Below are 22,722 nucleotides of genomic sequence, written 5' to 3' on the forward strand. Positions count from 1 at the left end.
GATTCCGCCTCCTAACTAATGACTTTCAATGGTTCTACTTTTCGAATGCTTAATACTGAGAATAAACTACCTAAAATTGCAACGATAATAAGCACGATGCCGTATAACAACATTGTTAAATAATCAAATTTGATAGGTACTGCCTCTGGTAAGAACGATCCTGTTAACATCGTTAATCCAAAGCCAATCAATGTACCGATTAAAGCAATAATAATAGTTTGACTCATAACTGAACGTGCTAAAAAGCCATTCGTTAATCCTTGCGCTTTTAAGACACCAAATAAATTTCTCTTTTGTAACGTAATAATGTATAAGAATATACCTATAACCATTGCTGAAATCGCAAATAAGAACACAATCATAAAGTTTAATGTTAAATTTTGCGCTTGATAGCCTGGTAGTTTCGTAATAAATGATTCAATGTCATCTACTTCTAAATCTTTGTTCAATTCAACATCTTTCCAATTTTTATCTTTAACGACTAGCGCATTGATCTTATCGCCTTTTAACATCGGATTTAATTTCCCAATCGTTTCATTATTTGTAAATAAGACAGGTGATGCATTAAATTTAGAACTTACTGAGAAACCGACAATTTTTAATTCTTCATCACTATTTGAAAGTGTTAATGTATCCCCGATTTTGAATCCTTTTGTTTTTAAAGTATGATCTGCAACGACTTCATTATCTTTCTCAAACAGTTTGCCGTCTTCTATTTTAGGCATTAGGAAGCCTTTTCCATCGATACCAAAGACTGTGGCATTCTCTTTGTTTTTACCGTCTGAAGCAATAACAGCCGTTTGCTTTAAGCCTTCACTTTTATCAAATTTGCCTTTTACATCATCTGTATTAATAGATGATTGTGCAACTGTTTGATTGGCATCTTTATTCAAAACAATCGCATCTGCTTTCCATAAATCTACTGCTTCTCTATTCATATTCATCAAACCATTTGCTAACCCCGATAATAAGAATAAAAGATAGCTAATCATAACTAATACGCCAATGATTAGACCAAACTTCGTCTTATTTCGTCTCATTTCATTCCAAGCTAAAAACATTCTGTCAGCCCTTTCCTGAATCTAAATTTTCTATTATTTAATTATAACATTATTATTTAATTATCTTAAAATAATAGCTACATTGTATTTATAAAAGTGTTACTGTATAATTGATAACGATTATCAATTAAGGAGGTGTCACATTGGCACAAAGAGAAATTTGCATTATTGGTACACCACATATTCGGTTAGACCAAAGCAATCAATATTTTTTAGAATCCTATCAACGTTACATAGAAGATGCTAACGTCATTTTGAATAAATTACAGCAATACAATCCAGATTTAATCGCTATTGAATGGGATATTAAAAATAAAGGACAATTGCTTAAAGACTTTAATCTACTATCTCGCAAACAATTGCCACTTCAACTAAACGAACATCATTTTTTAGCGATACCACTCGCATTGAAATTAAAATTACCAACTGTTATACCAATCGACAACAATCAAATGCAAACACGTAAAATTCGTGCAGCCTTTGCAGATGAATACCTTGAAAATGATAACCCTATAATATACCAACTTTTAAACGAGGCAAAACAAAGTCATCAAAATAAAAAGGCACAAGATTTATCATTATATGAACAATTAACTGAATATCATGATACAGTCATTCCTTTAGAACAAGTTTTTGCCATTCGTTCACTTGCAGATAGTCCTGGTATCGCCTTTTCCCTCGAATGGTCAGAACGTAATCAATTTATGGCAAATCACATTATGAAAAATGCGCTCAACCATGATAAAACGGTTGTCTTTACAGGCATGAGTCATGTCAGAATTTTAAAATTCATGATAGAATCAACAGGTTTATTTAAAGTCGTTCCATCAATAAATATATTAAAATAAAGGAGCATACATAATGAAGAAGTTACTTTTACTAATGGTCATCACACTTTTATTAGCAGCATGTGGTCAAACAAAAGGAACAAGTGATTCAAACAGCAAGAAGCAAACGGTCACAGTTACTCAAAAATATGAATTACGTGGTAAATACAAAGACGGAAGAGATGCAGAACAAAAAGAGGAAAAAGTCAAAGTCACAAAAGATCCTAAAAAAGTCGTCACATTTGATTACGGTGCAACAGATATCATAAAAGCACTCGGTAAAGAAAATAATGTAGCCGGTATTTCAATAGGTTCAAGTGACTCAATGTTGCCTAAAGAATTAAAATCATTTACGAAAGATAAATATACAAATGTAGGTGAATTAGGAAAACCGAATTTTGAAAAAATAGCTGAAATCGACCCAGATTTAATTATCTTTTCAAATCGTACAGCAAGCAGCGAAACATTAAAAGAATTTAAGAAAGCTGCCCCTAACGCATCATTACTCTATATAGGATCAGATGATAATGCTGTCATAAAATCAGTATCAGATAATACGACGAAACTCGGCAAAATTTTTGGGGAAGAAAAGAAAGCTAAAGAACTTACAGATCAACTTAAAAACGAAGAACAAAAAGCGAAGAAATCAGTTAAAAATATAGATAACAGTGTCATGCTACTGCTTACAAGTCAAGGTGAATTATCTACTTACGGACCAGGTGGAAGGTTTGGTGGTCTACTCTACGATCAACTTGGATTTAAACCAGCAGATAAGAAAGTCAAACCAAATCCACACGGCCAACCCGTCAGCTTTGAATATGTCGCTTCAAAAAATCCAGAAGTCATATTCTCAATGGATAGAGACAAAGCAACAGACGGAAAAGGAACAAGTAAGAAAGTACTAGGAAACGACGTACTTAAAGACGTAGATGCCGTAAAAAATAATCACATCATAAACTTAGACGCAAAATCATGGTACTTCTCATCAGGTGGTATTAAATCCACTACGAAACAAATACAAGAAATACAACAAATCGCGAAAAAATTACAAGAGCAGAAATAATAAGTATGGATGGTGGTGTTGAAGGTGCGCCTATCTTCCATTATTCTGAATTGTGGTAATTAGAGGGACCTCTCTTACGGACATTTCTCAGAATTCTGTCCCTTACAACACTCGTTACGGACATTTCTCAGAATTCTGTCCCTTACGAGACCCGTTACGGACATTTCTCAGAATTCTGTCCCTTACGAGACCCGTTACGGACATTTCTCGGAATTCTGTCCCTTACGATACTCGTTACGGACATTTCTCAGAATTCTGTCCCTTACAGCACTCGTTACGGACATTTCTCAGAATTCTGTCCCTTACAACACCCGTTACGGACATTTCTCGGAATTCTGTCCCTTACAGCACCCGTTACGGACATTTCTCAGAATTCTGTCCCTTACAACACCCGTTACGGACATTTCTCGGAATTCTGTCCCTTACGACATTCAAACTTTATCATCTTATATGACGAAAAACGCCACTGGCTCCTGCCAGTGGCGTTTCTTCTATTAATATATCTTCCTTACCTAACTACATGAATATCTGTAAATTCATCTAGTTCATCATAACTAGTTGTTGAGAATTCAGATATAACGGCACCTTCTTCTCCTGCTTGAAACCAATGTTTTGTATGTGATGGGATGGTATATTGTTCTCCTGGCAATAATTGTACTTCATGAAATACTGTATAATATTCAGCCTTTCCTTCTGGTATCTTCGCTGATAATTCACCAACATTTCTTTCACCTTCTACATATAAATATACTTCTCCTTTTCTACACCTAAAAGTTTCTATTTTACCTTTCTTCCCTAGTTTGTCTGGATGTATATGTTCTGGGCATGTTTGACGTGGCAACAACACCATTTCTTTAGCGCAATAGCCATTATCATTAACGTAAACAATTAAGTTAAGGCCTTCTGTTTCAATATGATTGAGTCCAAAGTCAGCATATTCTATATTTTCAATTTCATAATCTGTAAAATTTATATTCGATGACAAAAAATATTCTTTCACTTTATTCTTATAATGACTATTCATAACTATCACCTTTATTATGATATTTTAAGATCGTCCCATGAAATCTCTTCTTCTTGTTTTTCTTTAACGACTACTTCAGCATTTACATCTACTCGTTTTTTCAATATTAATATTGTAACTGCTGTTGCTAAAGAGCCAATCAGTAATGCGAAAATAAAACTAAGAGGATTAGTCATAGTTGGTAATGCAAACATACCTGATGCTGGAATATGACTATCTGCTCCCCATAGCATACTGAGACCTCCACCAATAGCTCCACCTATTCCCGTGGCGATAATATTTTTACCTAAATCATTTAAAATAATTGGAAAGCATCCTTCAGTAATTTGGCATACACCCATTGGAAAGGCAGTTTTTAAAGTAGTAATTTCTTGTTTATTAAAAATATTTTTGTTAACTACTTTTCCTATAAAATATGCCATCGTTAAACCAAATGGTGTCACCATAGATGCGAGTATAAGTACCGTAACTGGTTCATAGATACCTTCTGAAAATAATGCGAATACAAATGCAAACACAACTTTATTAATTGGTCCTCCATAATCTATAGAAGATAATATACCTATTATTGCACCATATAAAAATAGTGAAGATGTATTTAAGTTACCTAAATATGTTGTAATCAATTCAGTAAACCAAGTGATCGGTGTACCAACAACATAATACATAATAACACCAGCAATAAAAGTACTTAAAAAAGGAAATACAAGCGTTGGCATTAGTCCTTCCATCCATGATGGAACTTTAATGTAAGTCGTTAATAAGACAACAACTATTCCAACAATATAACCACTTACGAGTCCTCCAAGAAATCCCGCTTCAATACCAGATGCAACCATCCCTACAATTAATCCCGGTGCAATTCCCGGTTTATCTGCAATAGAGTACGCAATAGCTGTTGATACAATCATGGGCAATAGACTCAACCCATATCCACCCATTGTAGTCATAGCATCAGAAAACTTAAATCCTTCTTTAAAATTCTCTATTTCTTGACCACCTGTTAAGTTCCCAATTGCTAACAAAAACCCCGATGCAACAATGATTGGTAAAAAGAATGAAATTGCCGTCATTAAATGTCGTTTAAATCCAATTTCTTTGAGTATCATTATTTATCAAACCCCTTTTTGATTTAAATCGTCAACTCTTCTAACTTTTCAACTAACTTTGTTGGTGATTTAACAACTAAACTCGTTGGAACTTCTACAACTTTCTTCCCTTCAAATCTTTCACGTCCACCTATTTTAATATCCGCTGCAATTAATACCACATCTGCATTATTAATATCTTCTTGTTTAAGTTCATCTTGTGTGCCCGATAATCCTTGAGTTTCTAAACTAATTTCATGTCCTCTATCTTTTGCTACATTTGTTAACTTTTCTTTTGCTATATATGTGTGTGCAATACCTGCAGTACATGCTGCAATACCTACTATATTCATAACATCCACCCCTTAATATAAATTTGCTTTATTAACTGAATTAAATAAGTTTATTTTTTCTACAGCAACTTTCTTAGTTTCTTCAATACAAGATGGGAAGAGCACATTAGGTTCTCTCGCTTCACTATCTTGATTGTCTAAAACATCACGTAGTTTATTCGTAAATGCAATTTTAATATCACTTGAAATGTTAATTTTATTAATTCCGAGTTTAACTGCCTCTTGAATTTCATTATCCGGATTACTTGATCCTCCATGAAGTACTAATGGTATATCTGTCAGATGACTTGTTTCTTTCAAAATATCTAACTTTAATTCTGGTTTCATGTTTTTAGGATATATACCATGCGCAGTTCCTATAGCAATTGCTAAACTATCAACACCCGTTCTTTCAAGAAATTCTTGTGCAGTCGATGGATCTGTATAGATCACTTCAGACACACCACCTTCAACCGTATTACCCGTATCGCCAATCGTTCCTAATTCCGCTTCTACCGATACACCAACAGGATGAGCAATATCAACCACTTTCTTAGTAACCGCGATATTTTCTTCAAATGGTAAATGAGATGCATCAATCATAACTGAAGTAAAACCTAATTTAATAGCATGTATAACTTGTTCATAGCTAGCACCATGATCTAAATGAATACACACAGGCACTTTACTATGATTTGCAAAATATTTAACTTGAGCAACGAAACTATCTGTTAAAAACTTTAACTCATCTGGATGAATCGCAATCATAACTGGTGATTCAGTTTCTTCACAAGCTTGCATTACTGCGTCTAATAACTGTCCAGAACCTGCATTAAATGCTGGTACTGCGAATTTGTTTTCATTAGCTACTCTTAAAATTTCTTTACCACTGATTAACATATTAATCTCCCCTTATGCATTTATAATTAAATCGTATAATTCTTCTTTATTATTGATTTGTTTTATTGCATTAATGAATGATTCTCTAGCTAATAATGTCGCCACTTTTTGCAATAAGATGATATGTGTTGTCGTCGCATCTGTATCTTTTACAGCAAACAATATGACAACTTCAACAGGTTCTTCATCTAGCGTTTCCCAAGCGATTTTATTTTTTAATGTCGCTATTGCGACAGTTGTTTCACCTACAGATCCAGACTTCCCATGTGGTATTGCAATACCGTCTCCAATACCCGTTATGCCTTCACTTTCTCGTAAATATATATCTTCTAAAAATTGCTGTTGATCTTCAATATATTGTTTGTTTTTTAATAAGCTACATAAATCTTCTAATATAGCTTCTTTACTATTTGCATCGCTGTTTATAATCATTAAGTCTTTGTTGATGATAGTTTTTAAATTAATCGTATCTTCCATTTAACTCAACTCCTTTAATGAATAATCAATTAGATCTATATCCTTGTCAGAAAGCACTGGACTGATGCAAATAACTGGTTTCTCAAAATGTTTGTTATCTACTCTTATTGTTGAAAATATAATATCTACTTCTTCCTCAATGAACTTACTGTTCTTCTGCATTTGTCTATGACTCATAGTCGATATTATTTTTAAATTTGGAAAACTATTTTTCAATCTAATTTGAAGCAGTTCAGAAGTCCCAATACCAGTTGAGCAAACAAGCAATACTTTCTTTCTATGTTCTTTTTCTAATTTGAATTTTTCAAAATACAATGAAATATATCCTACTTCCGCTTCATCAATATCTGCATATTCATTTAAATGTTTGTTAATACCTTCAGATATTTCTAACAGTTTAATAAAAGTTTCTTGATATTCTAAAATCAATTCTTTCAACATATTATTTTCAAGCTTTATCCCAATTCTTAGCCTTCCTATCATGGGCAATATATGGTTATATAAATCTTGATATAATTTTTCTTTCTCATTTACATCACTTTTTTCTATACCGAAAAATTGTGATACAAATTCAAGGGTTATTTCATTTGCATTAAATTTATCCTTTTTCATATACTCTTTTTTCTCGATATTTAACGAATACAAGTTTTGAAAAATGAAGAATGCTTCTAATTCATGTAATTCGCAACAAAGATGTTTACTTAAATTATGCGAAAGAATATCTGCTGTTTCTTTTATATTTTTATTTCGTTGCATTTTATCCTTTTCTTCATCATCTAAAGCATCTTGGTTTTGTAATTGATTGACTTTACCTTCTCTATAACGTTTCAACACCATATATAAATGAGTAAATATGTTGACGTCATATGGGTAATATAAATTTACGTTTAACTTTTCTTCTATAAGAAGTATTTGATGATCTAGAAAGTGTTTATCTGATGCATTAATATCTAAGCCCATATCATCTAGCACTTGATTTTTATTTATTGAAAGCAGTATCGCATTAATAGCGCGTCTTATATCAACTTCATTACCTTTTACATAAATGACGTTATGCATATTGTATACATTAATATCAAAGTCATTTAAATATTCGATGATACTTCTAATTCTTCTTTCTTCAGTACTCTCACTAAAATAACTTTGACTAAAAATATGATTTTTCCTTAACTTTTTAGGATGTTGAAATAACAAGTTCATCATAATCTCTAACAAGAAATTTTCTTCTTTGATTGTCACAATTGAATAAATGTTCTTATCAATATAAAATTTATTGATTTTATAACCTTTGCCAGTTTCAGACTCTATCATCTTCTCACCATATTGTTCTTCTGTGACTTCATTAATTTTCTTAACAAGTCTATAGATTGTTTTAGATGAGACTAATAATTTATTAGATACATCATTGGAAGAGATAAAATCGTAAAAGTTTAACTGATTGATGAGTTGCTCTTCCTTAGAGCTGAATAACATGTCATCACCTCCTGTTAAGTGTCATTATACTTTAATTGTAAACGTTTACACTTCAATATCTGTCCTTAACTATGGACAATTTATTATTCACTAATAATTTATTGAGTATTCAATCGCATCAAAAAAACGCCACTAGCTCCTGCCAGTGGCGTTTTCCTTTATCTATTCTGTTTCACTTTCATAACATATCCAAACAATCCGATTCCCCACAATAAAAATAATGGATCCCACACGAATGCTTGTCCAAAGGTTGTAAAATAGTTATGGTTCTCGATTACTTCACACATCTTTAATATGCCAATTATCATGTTTAATCCGCCATATATCATGAGAAAAATACTTCCAATTAAAGATATCATATATATTTTCTTATCAAAATGATTGGTTAATGTTAATGGCACAATGGTTGCTAAAAATTTAAACACACCTATTAATAGTAGGGCGATATTAATCCATACTCCAAACTGTGCACTTAATGTAAAGACCCAAGATCCAACTGTTATGAGACCCGCTTCTCCACCAAGTCCCCAATACAATGAAAATAGCGCATGCACACTACCTGCTATGATAAATAATGATATATACTTTTTCATTTAATCACCTATTATAATCATAAATTTTCTTCGATATATGTTTTTATATTTCGATAACTTGTATTGTATTTTTAATTTCAGTTGCTAAATCAGTCGTTCGCCACTCTCTTTGATATCCGAGACATGAACATATATATTGAATACCACTTTCTTCTATTATATTACGGAAATGCACATGACCCATAATGCTGTATTTGATCGGATAAACTTCATAAAATTTATCAAAGTCTGATGTACCTATAAATGCATTAAAATAATCAAAAATTCTATGTGGCATTGGGACTGCAAATTTTCGATTGGTCACAATATGCGTCATTAATATAATATTTTTATCTTTTACCTGTTCTAAATCATTTTTTACGGATTCTGCAGCTAATCGAGACATTTCTAAGTCTGATTTTCCCCAATCGATATGTTCTTTATCTAACCATGTAGAGCCGTAATATTTTCTCCGTTCTAGCCTTTCCATACTAAATTTATTTTGATCTGCAAAGCTATAATCATACCAACCACTATGTCCGACAATCGCCCAATCTTCATTCACAATGTATGGACTTGCTATGATACTTTCAGGTTGTGCTTTATAATATTCAAAAATTTCATATGAACTTTTTTCTTCTTGATCTTTTTTCCAATAATCATGATTGCCAGGTATAAACAGCACTTCAACTTTAGAATGACGCTTAACATTTTGAACAAACTGCATCGTCTGTAAATAATGATTTGAAACATCACCCGCTATTAATAAAAGGTCTAAATTCAAATGTGTAATTTCATGAGCTAAAATATACTCAAAATCTTGAGGGTAATAATCTTTACTTCTATCTATATGCAAATCTGAAATGGTACCAATTCTCATATGCATGACCTAGCTTTCTTTAAAATAACGTTGTATATCAATTTTATATTAACATATTCTACCCATGTATCCTTTATAATAGAATTATGATTTAAATAGGAGGTTATTAGTTGAACATTTTACAATTTGAAGACTACTTAAAAATAGACACGGAATTTTTTAATCAAGTTGATTTACGCACTTTGAACCACTATATCGAAAGATTTATGTACACTGTACCTTTTGAAAATATTAGCGTTCAAAATAAAGAACCGATATCAGTAAATGTTGATGATTTATTTAACAAAATTGTTCATCGCCACCGTGGTGGATTTTGTTATGAATTAAATACGATTTTTCAATATTATTTAAAAGAAAAGGGATTTAAGGTTGATCGTGTATCAGGAACAATTCATACACCAGATGACAATTGGAGTAGAGACGGTTCACATATGTCGACAATCGTACATTTAGATCAACCTTATATTGCAGACGTAGGATTTGGTGATTTACCAACAAAAGCTATTCCAATTTCTGACCCAGATAATATTCAAGTCATTGATGATACTAACGGGCATTATCGTGCTATTTTAGATAAGGATAGTGTCATACACCTTCAAAAGCAGTTAGATGACCAATCATGGCGCACATCTTATTTAACAAATGAAATCAGTAGACCTTGGGACTTCTTTATAGAACATTTAGATTATAATGAACACAATCCTGATTCAATATTCGTTCAGAAGCTTATTATTACAATGGCCACAGAATATGGTAGAGTCAGCATGTCTTCTGATCATTTAACCATTACGTCTCAAAATCATAAACAAAAAGAAAGCTTCAAACGTGATCAATATAAAGCCATATTAAAAAAATATTTCGGAATAGTTGAGTCAATTCATACGTTGGAAAGTTGAGGTTTTAAGTGTGATATCAAATAGTGAATTACAAGAACTAGATTTATTTGATTTAATTAGTGAACGCCACGGACTTGTACGTTCAAAAATAGAAAATATGTGGAACGAAACACATGACATGCATATTTCAGGATCTGAATGGTACATTATGGCTAAAATTTATAAACATAAAAGAACGATGGCATATATTAACAAGCACGTTAATATCTCTAGACAAGCTGTTCATAAATTTGTAAAACAATTAAACGACAAAGGCCTTGTCGATATACAAGATGTTGAAGGCAACAAGAAAGAAAAGTCCATACAATTAACCGCTCTTGGAGAATCTTGTTATCTTGAAAGTAAACAACATAAAGCGTTGTTAGAACAACAAATTATAGACATAATTGGTGAGGAAACCGTTCATAAACTAATAGAAATTATGAAAATGGATTGGCAAATAGAATAACTTTTTGTAAACCAAGTTGACAATACGACGAAATTTCTGCTAAAGTAAATGAGTTATTATTTTAATAATAATACTAATAATTCAAACTATGCTTTTGCTAGTTGCATACGCTCTCAGCAAAATATTAATACACATTAATCGTGTATTCACTAGTAGAAGGAGATTAAAGAATTCATGAACAAAGCAGAAGTAGAAGTTAAAAGTCCAAAAGCAATGGCTTTAATATTAATGTTAGGTGCATTTATAGGCTTATTTGGAGAAACAGCATTAAACATGGGTTTAACAAATGTTATGGAAGATTATCGTATAAGTGCACCATTAGCTCAATGGTTAACAACTGGTTATCTATTAGTCCTTGCTATACTCGTTCCAATTTCCGCCTATTTAACTCGTTGGTTTACAACACGTCAGCTTGTTTTAGGTGGATTTATTATTTCATTAATAGGTACTTTGTTTGCGGCCAATTCACCTATCTTTGCCATATTGATGATTGGGCGTCTCATTCAAGCTATTGGAACAGGTATTATCCTTCCTGTTATGATGACCGTTATGCTCACAATATTCCCAATCAATAAGCGTGGTATCGTAATGGGTATAATGGGCTTAGTTATTACGCTAGCACCAGCTATCGGACCAACGCTTTCAGGGATTATTATATCAACATTAAGTTGGCATTTTATTTTTTGGTTTAGCGCATTATTTTATATCGTTTTATCCATTTTCGCATACGTTAAAATTAGTAATGTCTCAGAAATTACGAAACCAAAAATCGACTTTATATCTATCATTTTATCAACCATTGGATTTGCAGGATTAATTTACGCATTAAGTACGATGGCAGAAATTTCAATCAGTTCTCCTATCGTATGGTTACCACTTATCATTGCGATAATAGCATTAATACTTTTCTGTATGAGACAATTAAATATGAAAGAACCTATGTTAAATCTATCGGTCTTTAAACATCCGATGTTTACGTTAGGTGTCATAATGATTTTCTTATTAATGTTGGTTATATTATCAACAGCTATTTTATTACCTATTTATTTAAAAGGTAGCCTACTTTTATCAGCTGCACTCGCTGGTTTAGTTCTATTACCAGGAAACGCAACAAACTTTGTTTTATCTCCAATTATCGGAACAATGTTTGATAAATACGGCGCAAGATATTTTGGTATATCTGGATTTTTATTAATATTAATTTCGAGTATTGGATTTACAATCGTACTCTCATCATCAACACCTGTCTGGGTAATCATTTGCTTATTCATCGTCTTATTTCTAGGTGTAACGATGGTTATGATGCCCGCTCAAACGAATGGTCTTAACCAACTACCGCCAAACTTGTACGCAGATGGTTCAGCCGCTATGAATACATTAATGCAAGTTGCAGGTTCTGCTGGTACCGCACTAGCTATAACACTGTATACTATCGGACAACAACAAGTGACAGGTAGCTCAAGTGATTTAAATGGAAGAGAAATAATAGCACATGCTGTACAATTTGTATTTTATTTTATAAGTACAGTTGCAGCATTAGGACTCATTACATCATTATTTGTTAAAAGCAAACATTAAGAAAGCCGAAGACGTCACAAACGTCTTCGGCTTTCTTAATATCTACCTTAATCTGCTTTTACTTTACCTTTTTGTAATTCTTGTTCTGTCCACCATAATGCATCTTCAGGATTTTTAACGACATGTTCGTAATCTTTTTTAGAAGATACTGTTGGATATGATCCTTTTAATGCTTTGCCTGATGTTGTTTCAAACAGGAATAGTATCGTTACAAATCCTATAACACTTACAGCTGTTAAATAATAAGCTGGTGCTAATGGATTTTGTGTGACATGCACTAACCATGTTGAAACTAATGGTGTTGTACCACCAAATATTGAAACAGATACATTAAATGTAACGGCTAATGTACGGTAACGAACATCTGTATAGAAAATACTTGGTAATAAACTTGGCATTGCACCTTCATATGTTGATAAGAAGAAGCCAAGAATAAAGATACCTAATGAAATAAACATTAATTGGTTAAGTCCTATGAAATAGAACCCTAGCATTGAAAATGCTGTTAAACCAAATGTACCGAATAACACAACTTTTTTGTTACCGATTTTGTCACTTAAACGACCAAATATAAATGCTAATGGCACCATAATAACCATAACACTTGTAATAAGGATGGTACTAACTGTTGTTGAAATACCAATTACTTCGTCCAAGTATGACGGCATATATGAAAGTAACATGTAGTTTGTAATATTAAAGAACGCAACTGCTATAAAGCAAACGATAATATCTTTTTTGTGATTTTGAATAATTGAAATGAATGGTTCTGGTTTTTCATCATTCTCAGAAATATCATTTTCAAAAATTGGTGTTTCATCTAAATGTCTTCTTAAATAAAGTCCAACTAAACCAAGTGGTGCACCTAGAATGAATGGAATTCTCCAACCCCATGCTTGCATTTGTGCATCTGATAAACCAATAAATAATCCACTTGCTAATAACGAAGCTAAAATATAGCCACCTAAAGTACCAATTTCTAATCCACTACCTAAAGCACTTCTTCTATTGTCTGGAGAAGATTCTGCAATATATACCATTGCACCTGCATATTCCCCACCAGTTGAGAACCCTTGAATAATTCTCGCTAGTAATAATAAAATTGGTGCCCAAATACCTATTTGATCATAAGTAGGCAATAATCCAATTAATAACGTTGAAGCTGCCATCAATACGATAGTAGTTGTAAGAACAGTTTTTCGGCCAAGTTTATCTCCGATTCTACCAAATATAATACCACCAAGAGGTCTCATTAAGAACGCAATCGCAAATGTAGCGAAAGTAAAGACTAATTTCAGTTCATCATTTTCAACTGATGTAAAGAAATTCTTACTAATGATAATTGCTAAATAAGAATAAAGACCAAAGTCAAACCATTCCATAGCATTACCAATACCTGTAGCATAAACACTTTTTTTAGTTTGTTTCATATCTACAACATTTATTTTATTCTTGTTGAATTTCATGTTTTTATAAACACCCTTTCAATATAGTTATGTATACTACCATATTGAAAAATAAGCACAACTGTAATTTTACACTTTGTTGAGCGTTCACTTTTGTGAAAACCACCACAAACACATAAGTTTAGTAGCCTTATAAGTGGTCGACCAATTTTGTAATATTACTCATATTTCTTGGATGATTTTATAAAAAAACAGAAAAAAACTGATTTCAAAGCTTTTTTCTGTTCAAGTTATTTTACATGATTTCAATCTTTGAACCGACTTGAAGTGAAACAAGTGGTTTGTCTTCTAAATATAATGATCCAGATTGTTCTGCATTTGTACTTCCATCAAATTTTAAAGTAATATGCCCTAAATCATTTAAATTTTTATTTACTGCAGAACCGACTTTTGTAATTCCATATTCTGTTCCATCAATAACTAATTTGTTTGATTCAGTAATCTCATTTTCAACTCGATTAATATCAATAATGTAACAAAAATCTACTAATTCATCTGGTGCGTTATCACCGAATAATATAATCATCTTTTCTGCTTCAAATGCATTAGCATCTTTTCCTATTTTTTTAATCTCTGTTTGATACATATCATTTACTCTCCTTAATTATTTATATAAACCGAAGCTTGCTAACCAGGCGACGAACACCCTAGGTACACCGTTTAAGAACCTTGAATATAGAACAGATGGCACACCAACTTCAATCGTTTTAGTTTCTGCTTCTGCTAAACCTAAACCAACCGGAATAAAGTCTGCAGCATTTTGTGTATTTATTGCAAATAATGCTGGTAATGCTAAATGAGGAGGGATGTTACCTTTACCAATTTCAACACCAATAAGTGTTCCTAATACTTGACCGATAACGCCACCAGGTCCTAATAATGGACTTAAGAATGGTAATGAACATATAAGTCCAATAGCTAATAATCCCCAAATATTACCTGCTAATGGTGACATGAATTTAGCAAATAAATCTCCAATTCCTGATCCTTGAATAATACCAATTAGCAAAGCTACAAATCCCATAAATGGAATAATTGTATGTAACATCGTTTCTACTGCATCGCGTGCAGCTTGGTAGAAAGTATTGATTACTTTACCTGCACCTAAGCCAATTTTAGTTAAAAGTGATTTATTCTCTTGCTCTGCTCTTGTTTCCATAATTTTTTTATTCTTAGAATAAGTCGTTTTTTCTTCTGAAGTATCTGCAGAATTGTTAGAGTCAGTACGATTACCAGTAGAATTATTTTCTCCAGCTACTGTCACTTGATTAACATCCACGTTAGAAACATAAATTTCTTCAGTAATATATTGTCTTAATGGACCACTTTTACCAGTTGCCATTATATTTATTGTAGGGATACCTTTTTGAGGATATATACCACATCTCAAAGTTCCACCACAATCAATTACAGCAACCATGATCTCATCTTCAGGTACTGATGTTTCAAAACCATTAACTGGTGTTCCTCCAGTTATTTCACAAATTTTATCAACGATATCTGGTTTATGACCACCAGTAACATACATAACTTTATCTTTTTTACCTTCAATACCTATTTCTAATGGTCCGCCAAATCCACCTGAACCTTTTACAATTTTAGCTTTTTGACTCATTTTATGTCACCTCACCCTTCAAGTTTAACTTCAGTACTTAATTTAACTTTTTGTTGTTTCTCAACATAACTTGTTGTAAAGTCTGTTACCCATCCACCAATAAAGTTCATAACAAGACCAACTAGTAAATATCTAACTGCTAAATCTGTCATTGGTAATCCCAACTGTTGAATACCATTTGCAATCCCCATAAAAATAAATAACTCTGCTGGGTTTATATGTGGGAAAATACCATTACTTGTATGTGCAAATTGTGCAGCTGAAGCAAAATAACTTGGTTTATATTTTTCAGGCATAAATCTACCGAGCGAATGTACCATTGGATTTGCTAACATAAACGATCCTAGGAATGGTAATACCAAATATCTTAATAATGGGTTTTTAGATGATTTTTGAGCAATAATATTAATGCGGTGCTCCCCGATTAATTGAATTAAAGTATTCATTGCAATTAATAACATCAGAACGAGTGGTACAATTGTTGTCATCCAGTCTATAAATGTATCTGCACCTGTTTGAAATAACTTAATAAATCCTTCAGCTAACTTAACTATGAAGTCCATGTTGATTTACTCCCTTCTTTTTTAAACATTCCATTTATTTTTTTAACTGCCTTTATCATTGGAGATGGTATCTTCTCAATTTCTCCTCCTGATTGAATGACGTTAAATGTATGTTGTGCGTCCAATATTGCTTTAATTAACAACTTGTTATATTTTTTCAAGTCTGTATCTCTTAATTTATTGATTTTAGAACCATCTAAACCTTTTAATTTTTTAAATTTAGAAAATACGGTTACCCCTTGCATATATCTCGCTTCTACTATTTCATTTCGATTATTTATTTGTAGTAAAACGAGTGTCCCAGCTTTAAAAATTGCTGGTCTTCTACCTATTGCTACACGCCCTTTTTCACGCATATTTGTATAATGCTTTGTAAAATTTTTAATTTGAAGTAGTCCTAATAAATACTGAATTACAAATCCAACAGCTAACATGATAATCAATATAATAAAAAACATAACTAACCTCCGATTTCTTTATTTAGTATATGTGCAAGCGATATATAATCCGTATCACAATTGATTTTTTCAATGATATAACTGTTAGCTGTAATTGCTAATATTTCTTCATATAACCGAATTAGTACCGCTTCATTACCTTCATTTTCTGGTGTTGCTACCATTACAATAATTTTTACATTTTCATAATCTAATAGAGGTTCATCTAATATACAAAACTTCACCCATATATCATTTAGACTGTGGCTAGTATGAGGGAAGCCTAATAAACCAGTTATGGTAGATTTATTATCTTCTCTTTCTAGGATTCTATTCGAAAAGCTAGAATCTACTTTCTCTTCATCAATCATTTCAAGTGATAAATAGCGAATGACATCTTTGTAGTTCATTCTTTTACTAATATGATAAACATCAGACTCATTTATAAAATCAACTAAAATACTATTATTAAATAATTGGCGATTATTAACATCTTTATATATTAGAAACTGCTCTATCTTAAGTTTCAAAGCTTGCTCATCTAAAATATTGTCTACATATATAATTTTATTAAATAATCTATTACTTTTTATTGTTGAAACTACTAAATCAAATTGATCTATATCATTCAATTGAATTTGATTTTCATTTATTACTTTCACTTGAATATCTTTACCAAAGATTCTTTCTAGTTGAACTGTGACCAATTTTCCACTACTTAATCCCTGGTCTGTTATAAACGCAATCGTCTTTATTTCTTTTAACTTTTGTTCTAATTGCTGCAAGTAAACACTAAAATAAATTGATAAAAATCCAAGTTCATTTAAAGGAACTTCTATATCTAATTCTTTTTCAATATTTTCTGCAAGTACCTTTGATAATTCATAAGCAAATGGATATCTCTTTTTAACCTCATCTATTAAATCATTATGAATATTAATTTCGAATATGAGTCTATTAATAAGATATTTGATATGGAGTTTTATATCATTACTGAACAGTTGCTCATCTATTTTTATAGTGTAGTAAAAGTTAATGTCTTTAATAGTATTTTCAATAATACTATTAAGTATTGTCTGATCTTGTTCATTTATCATTTCATCAATAATTGAAGCTCTCCTACCTATAATTTGAAAAACGATTAGTAAAATTTCTAAATTTGGAAATACAACTTCATAATGCTTCTCAATATAATCCTTTATATCACTAACAACTTTGAAGTCTTCCGAATCATAAACTCTCTCGTCTATTTGAACATTTTGTTGAATATTAAATCCTTCGTCTAACCTAGTTAATATGACCTGTATAGAAAGTCTTAACCTTCTATAACTAGTAGCGTCTAAGTTAAACTTCTCTTGAATATTTTTTAATATTTCATTTATACGTTCTGGTAAAATAGTACTTTTGTATTGATTTGGAAAACATTCAATCAATACTTTCCTTATTTCAATTTCAGTACCTTCGATTCTGAGTCCTACATTTTGAGTACCTTTAATTTCAACTTTGTAATTTTTTAATATATTTTTTATTTCTATCAAAGTATTATTAACGATACTTTTACTCAAATATAGCTCTTCAGCAATATCATCGATTGTGCAAATACCATTATTCAATAAATAATTAAAAACACTTTCCTCTCTAGCTTCTACTTCATGAATGCTTTTATTTATATTATTTTTTAGTTTTTGTAAAATATTAAAGAATACTGATTCATCTAATACAATCATCGATATTTCATGGTGATCTTTAATAATACTAATTGAGCCACCAAAATGTGTAAGTAATTGATTAATATAGTTAGATAAGGTTCTTTGAGATATAGAAAGTTGGTGGGCAAGTTTATCAGTTGATATATGTTCTTTCTGCAATACTTCTATTACTAATAAATGTTTTTTATTCAATAACATAACTTCCCCACCTTTCTATCTCTTAATTTAACCTCTTGATTTACCACCAGAAATGTTAATTGTTGTTCCCGTAATATAGCTCGATTTATCTGAGCTTAAATAACAAACTAAATCAGCTACTTCTTTTAATTCTCCAACTCTTCTTAACGGTATAGATTTTGAATAATCACCATTAAGCTTATCGACAGTTGTATTTCTACTATAAGCTAATGCTTCCTCATATTGTTTAGTTCGTAATCCAGTTTCTTCTAATATTCCTGGAGCAATTGCTACAACTTTAATATTATATTTACCTAATTCTTTAGCCCAACTTCTTGTAAATCCGATTAATGCGGCTTTTGTAGCAGAATATATACTTTGACCTTCTGAGCCTTCTTGACCAGCTTCACTCGCAATATTAACAATAATGCCTTTATTATTTTTGACGAATTGTCTACCTACTTCTTGGCTAAATAATATGGGTCCTTTTAAATTCACACCAAACATTAAATCTAAATCTTTCATATTTATTTCGTATTCTGGTTTTTCACCTTTAACATCCACTAATAATCTAGGTAAGTTTATGCCTGCATTATTAACGAGTACATCAATTTGAGATTGCTCTTCTAAAATTTGACTAACTGTACTTTGAACCGCCTCTTCATCTGTAACATCCGTTTGAATAAAATAATAATGTTCATTATCAATTGGATTATCTTTTAAATCTACATTATATACAATTGCACCATTTTCTAATAGAGAATTCACAATCTGTCTACCGATTCCAGATGTTCCACCTGTAACAATTATGACTTTACGTTCTATCTCTAACCAATTATTAGACATATCTTTTGCCTCCTATGTAATTTGTAAATTCATTATAGTATTAAACGCTTTCATAATTAATTTGGATTTTTATGCATAAATTTGAAAACGTTAAAATAATAGAAGTTTTGTTATCTCATATTGAAGCATCTTACACAGATTTACATTCCTAAAAACGTTATACTAAACATAAATCATCACAAATGGAGGTTTTGTAAATGAAACGATTTGATATGTTGATTATTGGTTTTGGTAAGGCTGGTAAGACACTTGCTAAAGATTTTGCAGGGCAAGGTCAGAAGGTCGCGGTTATTGAACAAAATTCAAATATGTATGGCGGAACTTGTATAAATGTTGGTTGTATTCCGAGTAAGACATTACTCCATGAAAGCCTGGAACATCATTCGTTTTCTGAAGCGATGAATCGTAAGAAAGATGTCGTTGCTGCTTTAAATAAGAAGAATTTTAACAATCTTAATTCTGATGACAATATCGAAGTGTACACTTATAAAGCACATTTTAAAGATAACCATACGGTATTACTTTTAAATGAATCTAATGAAACAGTTGAAACGATTCAAGCGGATAAGATTATCATTAATACGGGTACGCGTTCAAATATTCCAGAAATAGAAGGTATTGAGACTACTGAAAATATTTATGATTCTAAAGGCATAATGTCATTAGATCACTTACCTGAAACACTTGTCATTATTGGTGCTGGTTATATTGCATTAGAATTTGCGACAATCTTTTCAAGATTGGGCAGTAAAATTAAAATCGTCCATCCTCGTAAGCATGTATTAGTAACTGAAGATAAAGATATTGCTTCTCTTATTTATGACGAAATCGTCCGTCAAGATATTGAATTTATTGATGAAGCTGAAGTAACAGCCTTCTCTACTGAAAAAAATCGTCCTGTTGTGCATACTTCTCAAGGCGATATAACTGGGGATGCGGTATTACTTGCGACTGGTCGTGTGCCTAATACTGATTTAGCTTTAGAAAATACAGATATCGAACTTGGAGATAAAGGTGAAATTAAAGTTAATGAACATCTACAAACTTCTGTAGACCATATTTATGCTGTCGGAGATGTTAAAGGCGGTCCTCAATTTACTTATATTTCATTAGACGATTACCGTATTGTTAAAGACCATTTAGTTGGCAAACAGCACCGCACAACAGAAAATAGAGGATATGTGCCTTACACAGTATTTCTAGATCCTCCACTTTCAAGAATTGGCTACACTGCAAGTAAAGCTAAGAAAAATGGTCACAATATTTTAGAAGGTCAAATTGAAGTGAAGAATATCCCTCGCCATAAAATTAATCATGATGACAGAGGTTTATTTAAAGTTGTTGTAGATGCTGATAGTCAGCTCATTCTAGGTGGAAGTCTTTATGGTAAAGAATCTGAAGAATTGATTAACATTCTGAAACTTGCAATGGATCAACAAATTCCATATACCATTTTAAGAGATAACATATATACGCACCCTACAATGTCAGAATCATTTAACGATTTATTTAATATTTAAATTTAGTCAAAATAGGTCAAATTATTTGAAATCAAAATCGCACTCGTTCACAATAGTATTATCAATCATTATAGGAGTGATTTCATGTCTGAAGAAAAACATAACGAAAAAGATATACTTACTGAAAAATTATTAGAAACACGTACTGTTATTATTACCGGGGAAATCAATGATAAAGTGGCAAAAGAAGTCGGTAATCAACTATTACTATTAGAAGCAATGAGTGATGAACCTATTAATCTATTTATTTCAAGCCAAGGCGGTCATGTAGATTCAGGTTATTACATTCATGATATGATTAATTTCGTTAAACCAGAAGTTAATATTATCGGTTCTGGTTGGGTAGTAAGTGCGGGCGTTATTATTTATTTAGCTGGCAAAAAAGAAAATCGCTACAGTTTACCTAATACAAGATTCATGATTCATCAGCCTTCTGGCGGTGTACAAGGTCAATCTGTTGAAATGGAAATCACAGCTAAAGAAATTATTCGTACAAGACATAAAATTAATGAATTAATCGCAAGAGAAACTGGCCAAGATATTGAAAAAGTAGAAAAAGACACTGGCCGTGACTACTGGTTAAGCACACAAGAAGCAAAAGACTATGGGTTTATCAATAAAATCATTAAATCTCGCGATGAAATAAAATAAAGAAATAAGAAAGGCAGGGGCTAAGATAGCCCCTGCCTTTTCTATATTCATATAATGTGAATGGATTGTATTGAGTGGATGACTGTGCGATATGTCTCTATTTTGTACCTTAGCGCACGATATCTCTTAGTCTTCGTGCGTTATGCCTCTATTTTGTACCCTAGCGCACGATATCTCTTAGTCTTCGTGCGTTATGCCCATATTTTGTACCCCAGCGCACGATATCTCTCAGTCTTCGTGCGTTATGCCCATATTTTGTACCCTAGCGCACGATATCTCTCAGTCTTCGTGCGCACAATCCAGTAGATTCTCTACCATCTACCGATTATATTCATCTCATGATTATTTTCTTCTATATTACTTAATATTCTCATCTACCATACGTTTCATAATAGACAATGGTCCAGTTGATGCGATTGTTGAGACATAATTTACGAGTTCTTCTACAGATACACGATTTTCATCTGATACCCAATATTTGATCATCGACATCATTGAACCAACTACATAACTTAAGTAGTAATTTTCTGGAATGCCAAATACATTATCCTTATTACCTATTAAATGCTTAATATTACTTCTCACTATATCTGCTAATTGTTCTTCGATTTGACTTTTACGTTCTAAGTTCAGAATCACTTGATAAAATTCCATATTTTGCTCAATATGTGTAATAACATTTTTAATGACTTTATTCGCAAATTCTTCAATAAAACGATCACTCGTCTTAGTGGATAAATCCATCTTCCGTATATCTACATATCCTTTAATTTCTTCAATTTGTTCATTTTCCATTTCATCTAACAATGCATATTTATCTTCATAATTTAAATAAAAGGTTCCTCTATTAACATCTGCTAAATCTGAAATTTGTTGTATCGTAATACGATCAAGGTTATTTTCTGTTAACAACTGAATAAAAGCTTGTTTAATTGCTCTTTTACTTTTTCTTACGCGTCGATCTTCTGCCATTTTAAACCAATCTCCTTATTTTAATGAACAATTTACATGTATTTGTTGATTAATAAACGTATCGTAAGCAATTGACGATTGTAACTATCTTAAATTCTATTATAATAAACAATGTTATTAATAATCAACACATTGTTCATTAATAAA

24 protein-coding genes are annotated in these 22,722 nt (G+C 31.7%); 7 read left to right on the plus strand and 17 right to left on the minus strand.

The window, feature by feature from the left end:
- Positions 1-11: 11 nt before the first annotated feature.
- The gene (locus MHH94_RS12170) at positions 12-1,061 is read right to left on the minus strand and encodes an ABC transporter permease (protein WP_058592454.1); all 1,050 of its coding nucleotides are present in this window, start codon (positions 1,059-1,061) and stop codon (positions 12-14) included.
- A gap of 143 nt (positions 1,062-1,204) precedes the next feature.
- Here MHH94_RS12170 and MHH94_RS12175 point away from each other — a divergent pair, with 143 nt between their 5' ends.
- A complete protein-coding gene (locus MHH94_RS12175; protein WP_048541752.1) occupies positions 1,205-1,909 on the plus strand; it encodes a DUF5694 domain-containing protein in 705 nt (234 codons plus the stop codon).
- A gap of 13 nt (positions 1,910-1,922) precedes the next feature.
- Positions 1,923-2,951: a siderophore ABC transporter substrate-binding protein gene (locus MHH94_RS12180; RefSeq protein WP_058592455.1), complete on the plus strand. Its 1,029-nt coding sequence runs from the start codon at positions 1,923-1,925 to the stop codon at positions 2,949-2,951.
- Positions 2,952-3,459: 508 nt separating this feature from the next.
- On the opposite strand, the gene MHH94_RS12185 is transcribed toward MHH94_RS12180, so the two are convergent.
- From MHH94_RS12185 to MHH94_RS12220, 8 genes are all read right to left on the minus strand, one after another.
- Entirely contained in the window at positions 3,460-3,975 is a 516-nt protein-coding gene (locus tag MHH94_RS12185; RefSeq protein WP_049319626.1) for a D-lyxose/D-mannose family sugar isomerase, read from the minus strand.
- 14 nt (positions 3,976-3,989) lie between these two features.
- Positions 3,990-5,084 carry a PTS fructose transporter subunit IIC gene (locus tag MHH94_RS12190; protein WP_078355127.1) on the minus strand — a complete coding sequence of 365 codons (1,095 nt, stop codon included), beginning with the start codon at positions 5,082-5,084 and terminating at the stop codon, positions 3,990-3,992.
- Between the two features lie 23 nt (positions 5,085-5,107).
- Complete coding sequence (locus tag MHH94_RS12195) at positions 5,108-5,416, minus strand: PTS fructose transporter subunit IIB (RefSeq protein WP_049319624.1); 309 nt, start codon at positions 5,414-5,416, stop codon at positions 5,108-5,110.
- A gap of 12 nt (positions 5,417-5,428) precedes the next feature.
- Positions 5,429-6,295: a ketose-bisphosphate aldolase gene (locus MHH94_RS12200; protein WP_049319623.1), complete on the minus strand. Its 867-nt coding sequence runs from the start codon at positions 6,293-6,295 to the stop codon at positions 5,429-5,431.
- A gap of 12 nt (positions 6,296-6,307) precedes the next feature.
- On the minus strand, positions 6,308-6,772 hold the full coding sequence (locus MHH94_RS12205) for a PTS sugar transporter subunit IIA (RefSeq protein WP_078355126.1): 465 nt from the start codon (positions 6,770-6,772) through the stop codon (positions 6,308-6,310).
- Positions 6,773-8,245, minus strand: a complete 1,473-nt coding sequence (locus MHH94_RS12210) for a BglG family transcription antiterminator (RefSeq protein ID WP_078355125.1) — start codon at positions 8,243-8,245, stop codon at positions 6,773-6,775.
- Positions 8,246-8,403: 158 nt separating this feature from the next.
- Positions 8,404-8,838 (minus strand): DUF3995 domain-containing protein, encoded by a 435-nt coding sequence (locus MHH94_RS12215; RefSeq protein WP_058592456.1) that lies wholly within the window; start codon positions 8,836-8,838, stop codon positions 8,404-8,406.
- Between the two features lie 43 nt (positions 8,839-8,881).
- The gene (locus MHH94_RS12220) at positions 8,882-9,697 is read right to left on the minus strand and encodes a metallophosphoesterase (RefSeq protein ID WP_340841603.1); all 816 of its coding nucleotides are present in this window, start codon (positions 9,695-9,697) and stop codon (positions 8,882-8,884) included.
- Between the two features lie 110 nt (positions 9,698-9,807).
- Between MHH94_RS12220 and MHH94_RS12225 the strand changes: the two genes are divergently transcribed.
- The 3 genes from MHH94_RS12225 to MHH94_RS12235 all read left to right on the plus strand — a co-directional run bounded on the left by MHH94_RS12225 (position 9,808) and on the right by MHH94_RS12235 (position 12,619).
- Positions 9,808-10,593, plus strand: coding sequence for an arylamine N-acetyltransferase family protein (locus tag MHH94_RS12225; protein ID WP_078355123.1), 786 nt, complete (start codon positions 9,808-9,810; stop codon positions 10,591-10,593).
- A gap of 10 nt (positions 10,594-10,603) precedes the next feature.
- Complete coding sequence (locus MHH94_RS12230; RefSeq protein ID WP_078355122.1) at positions 10,604-11,041, plus strand: MarR family winged helix-turn-helix transcriptional regulator; 438 nt, start codon at positions 10,604-10,606, stop codon at positions 11,039-11,041.
- Positions 11,042-11,215: 174 nt separating this feature from the next.
- A complete protein-coding gene (locus MHH94_RS12235; protein ID WP_107603205.1) occupies positions 11,216-12,619 on the plus strand; it encodes a DHA2 family efflux MFS transporter permease subunit in 1,404 nt (467 codons plus the stop codon).
- 47 nt (positions 12,620-12,666) lie between these two features.
- On the opposite strand, the gene MHH94_RS12240 is transcribed toward MHH94_RS12235, so the two are convergent.
- From MHH94_RS12240 to MHH94_RS12270, 7 genes are all read right to left on the minus strand, one after another.
- Positions 12,667-14,085, minus strand: coding sequence for an MFS transporter (locus MHH94_RS12240; RefSeq protein ID WP_058592460.1), 1,419 nt, complete (start codon positions 14,083-14,085; stop codon positions 12,667-12,669).
- 235 nt (positions 14,086-14,320) lie between these two features.
- The gene (locus MHH94_RS12245) at positions 14,321-14,671 is read right to left on the minus strand and encodes a PTS glucitol/sorbitol transporter subunit IIA (RefSeq protein ID WP_078355120.1); all 351 of its coding nucleotides are present in this window, start codon (positions 14,669-14,671) and stop codon (positions 14,321-14,323) included.
- Between the two features lie 18 nt (positions 14,672-14,689).
- On the minus strand, positions 14,690-15,700 hold the full coding sequence (gene srlE, locus MHH94_RS12250; RefSeq protein WP_107603204.1) for a PTS glucitol/sorbitol transporter subunit IIB: 1,011 nt from the start codon (positions 15,698-15,700) through the stop codon (positions 14,690-14,692).
- Between the two features lie 11 nt (positions 15,701-15,711).
- Positions 15,712-16,263, minus strand: a complete 552-nt coding sequence (gene srlA, locus MHH94_RS12255) for a PTS glucitol/sorbitol transporter subunit IIC (protein ID WP_025905738.1) — start codon at positions 16,261-16,263, stop codon at positions 15,712-15,714.
- Positions 16,251-16,721, minus strand: a complete 471-nt coding sequence (locus MHH94_RS12260; RefSeq protein WP_058592463.1) for a transcriptional regulator GutM — start codon at positions 16,719-16,721, stop codon at positions 16,251-16,253. The genes srlA and MHH94_RS12260 overlap by 13 nt, the downstream gene beginning before the upstream one ends.
- A gap of 2 nt (positions 16,722-16,723) precedes the next feature.
- The gene (locus MHH94_RS12265) at positions 16,724-18,607 is read right to left on the minus strand and encodes a BglG family transcription antiterminator (RefSeq protein WP_232156666.1); all 1,884 of its coding nucleotides are present in this window, start codon (positions 18,605-18,607) and stop codon (positions 16,724-16,726) included.
- Between the two features lie 27 nt (positions 18,608-18,634).
- On the minus strand, positions 18,635-19,432 hold the full coding sequence (locus MHH94_RS12270; RefSeq protein ID WP_048541729.1) for an SDR family oxidoreductase: 798 nt from the start codon (positions 19,430-19,432) through the stop codon (positions 18,635-18,637).
- Between the two features lie 197 nt (positions 19,433-19,629).
- On the opposite strand from MHH94_RS12270, the gene merA reads away from it, so the two are divergent.
- Complete coding sequence (merA, locus tag MHH94_RS12275) at positions 19,630-20,952, plus strand: hypothiocyanous acid reductase MerA (RefSeq protein WP_340841273.1); 1,323 nt, start codon at positions 19,630-19,632, stop codon at positions 20,950-20,952.
- Positions 20,953-21,036: 84 nt separating this feature from the next.
- The gene (locus MHH94_RS12280; protein WP_048541725.1) at positions 21,037-21,603 is read left to right on the plus strand and encodes an ATP-dependent Clp protease proteolytic subunit; all 567 of its coding nucleotides are present in this window, start codon (positions 21,037-21,039) and stop codon (positions 21,601-21,603) included.
- 357 nt (positions 21,604-21,960) lie between these two features.
- On the opposite strand, the gene MHH94_RS12285 is transcribed toward MHH94_RS12280, so the two are convergent.
- Positions 21,961-22,575: a TetR/AcrR family transcriptional regulator gene (locus tag MHH94_RS12285; RefSeq protein WP_078355113.1), complete on the minus strand. Its 615-nt coding sequence runs from the start codon at positions 22,573-22,575 to the stop codon at positions 21,961-21,963.
- Between the last annotated feature and the right edge of the window lie 147 nt (positions 22,576-22,722).

The organism is Mammaliicoccus sp. FSL K6-3158, assembly GCF_038005105.1.
Lineage (GTDB): Bacteria > Bacillota > Bacilli > Staphylococcales > Staphylococcaceae > Mammaliicoccus > Mammaliicoccus sciuri.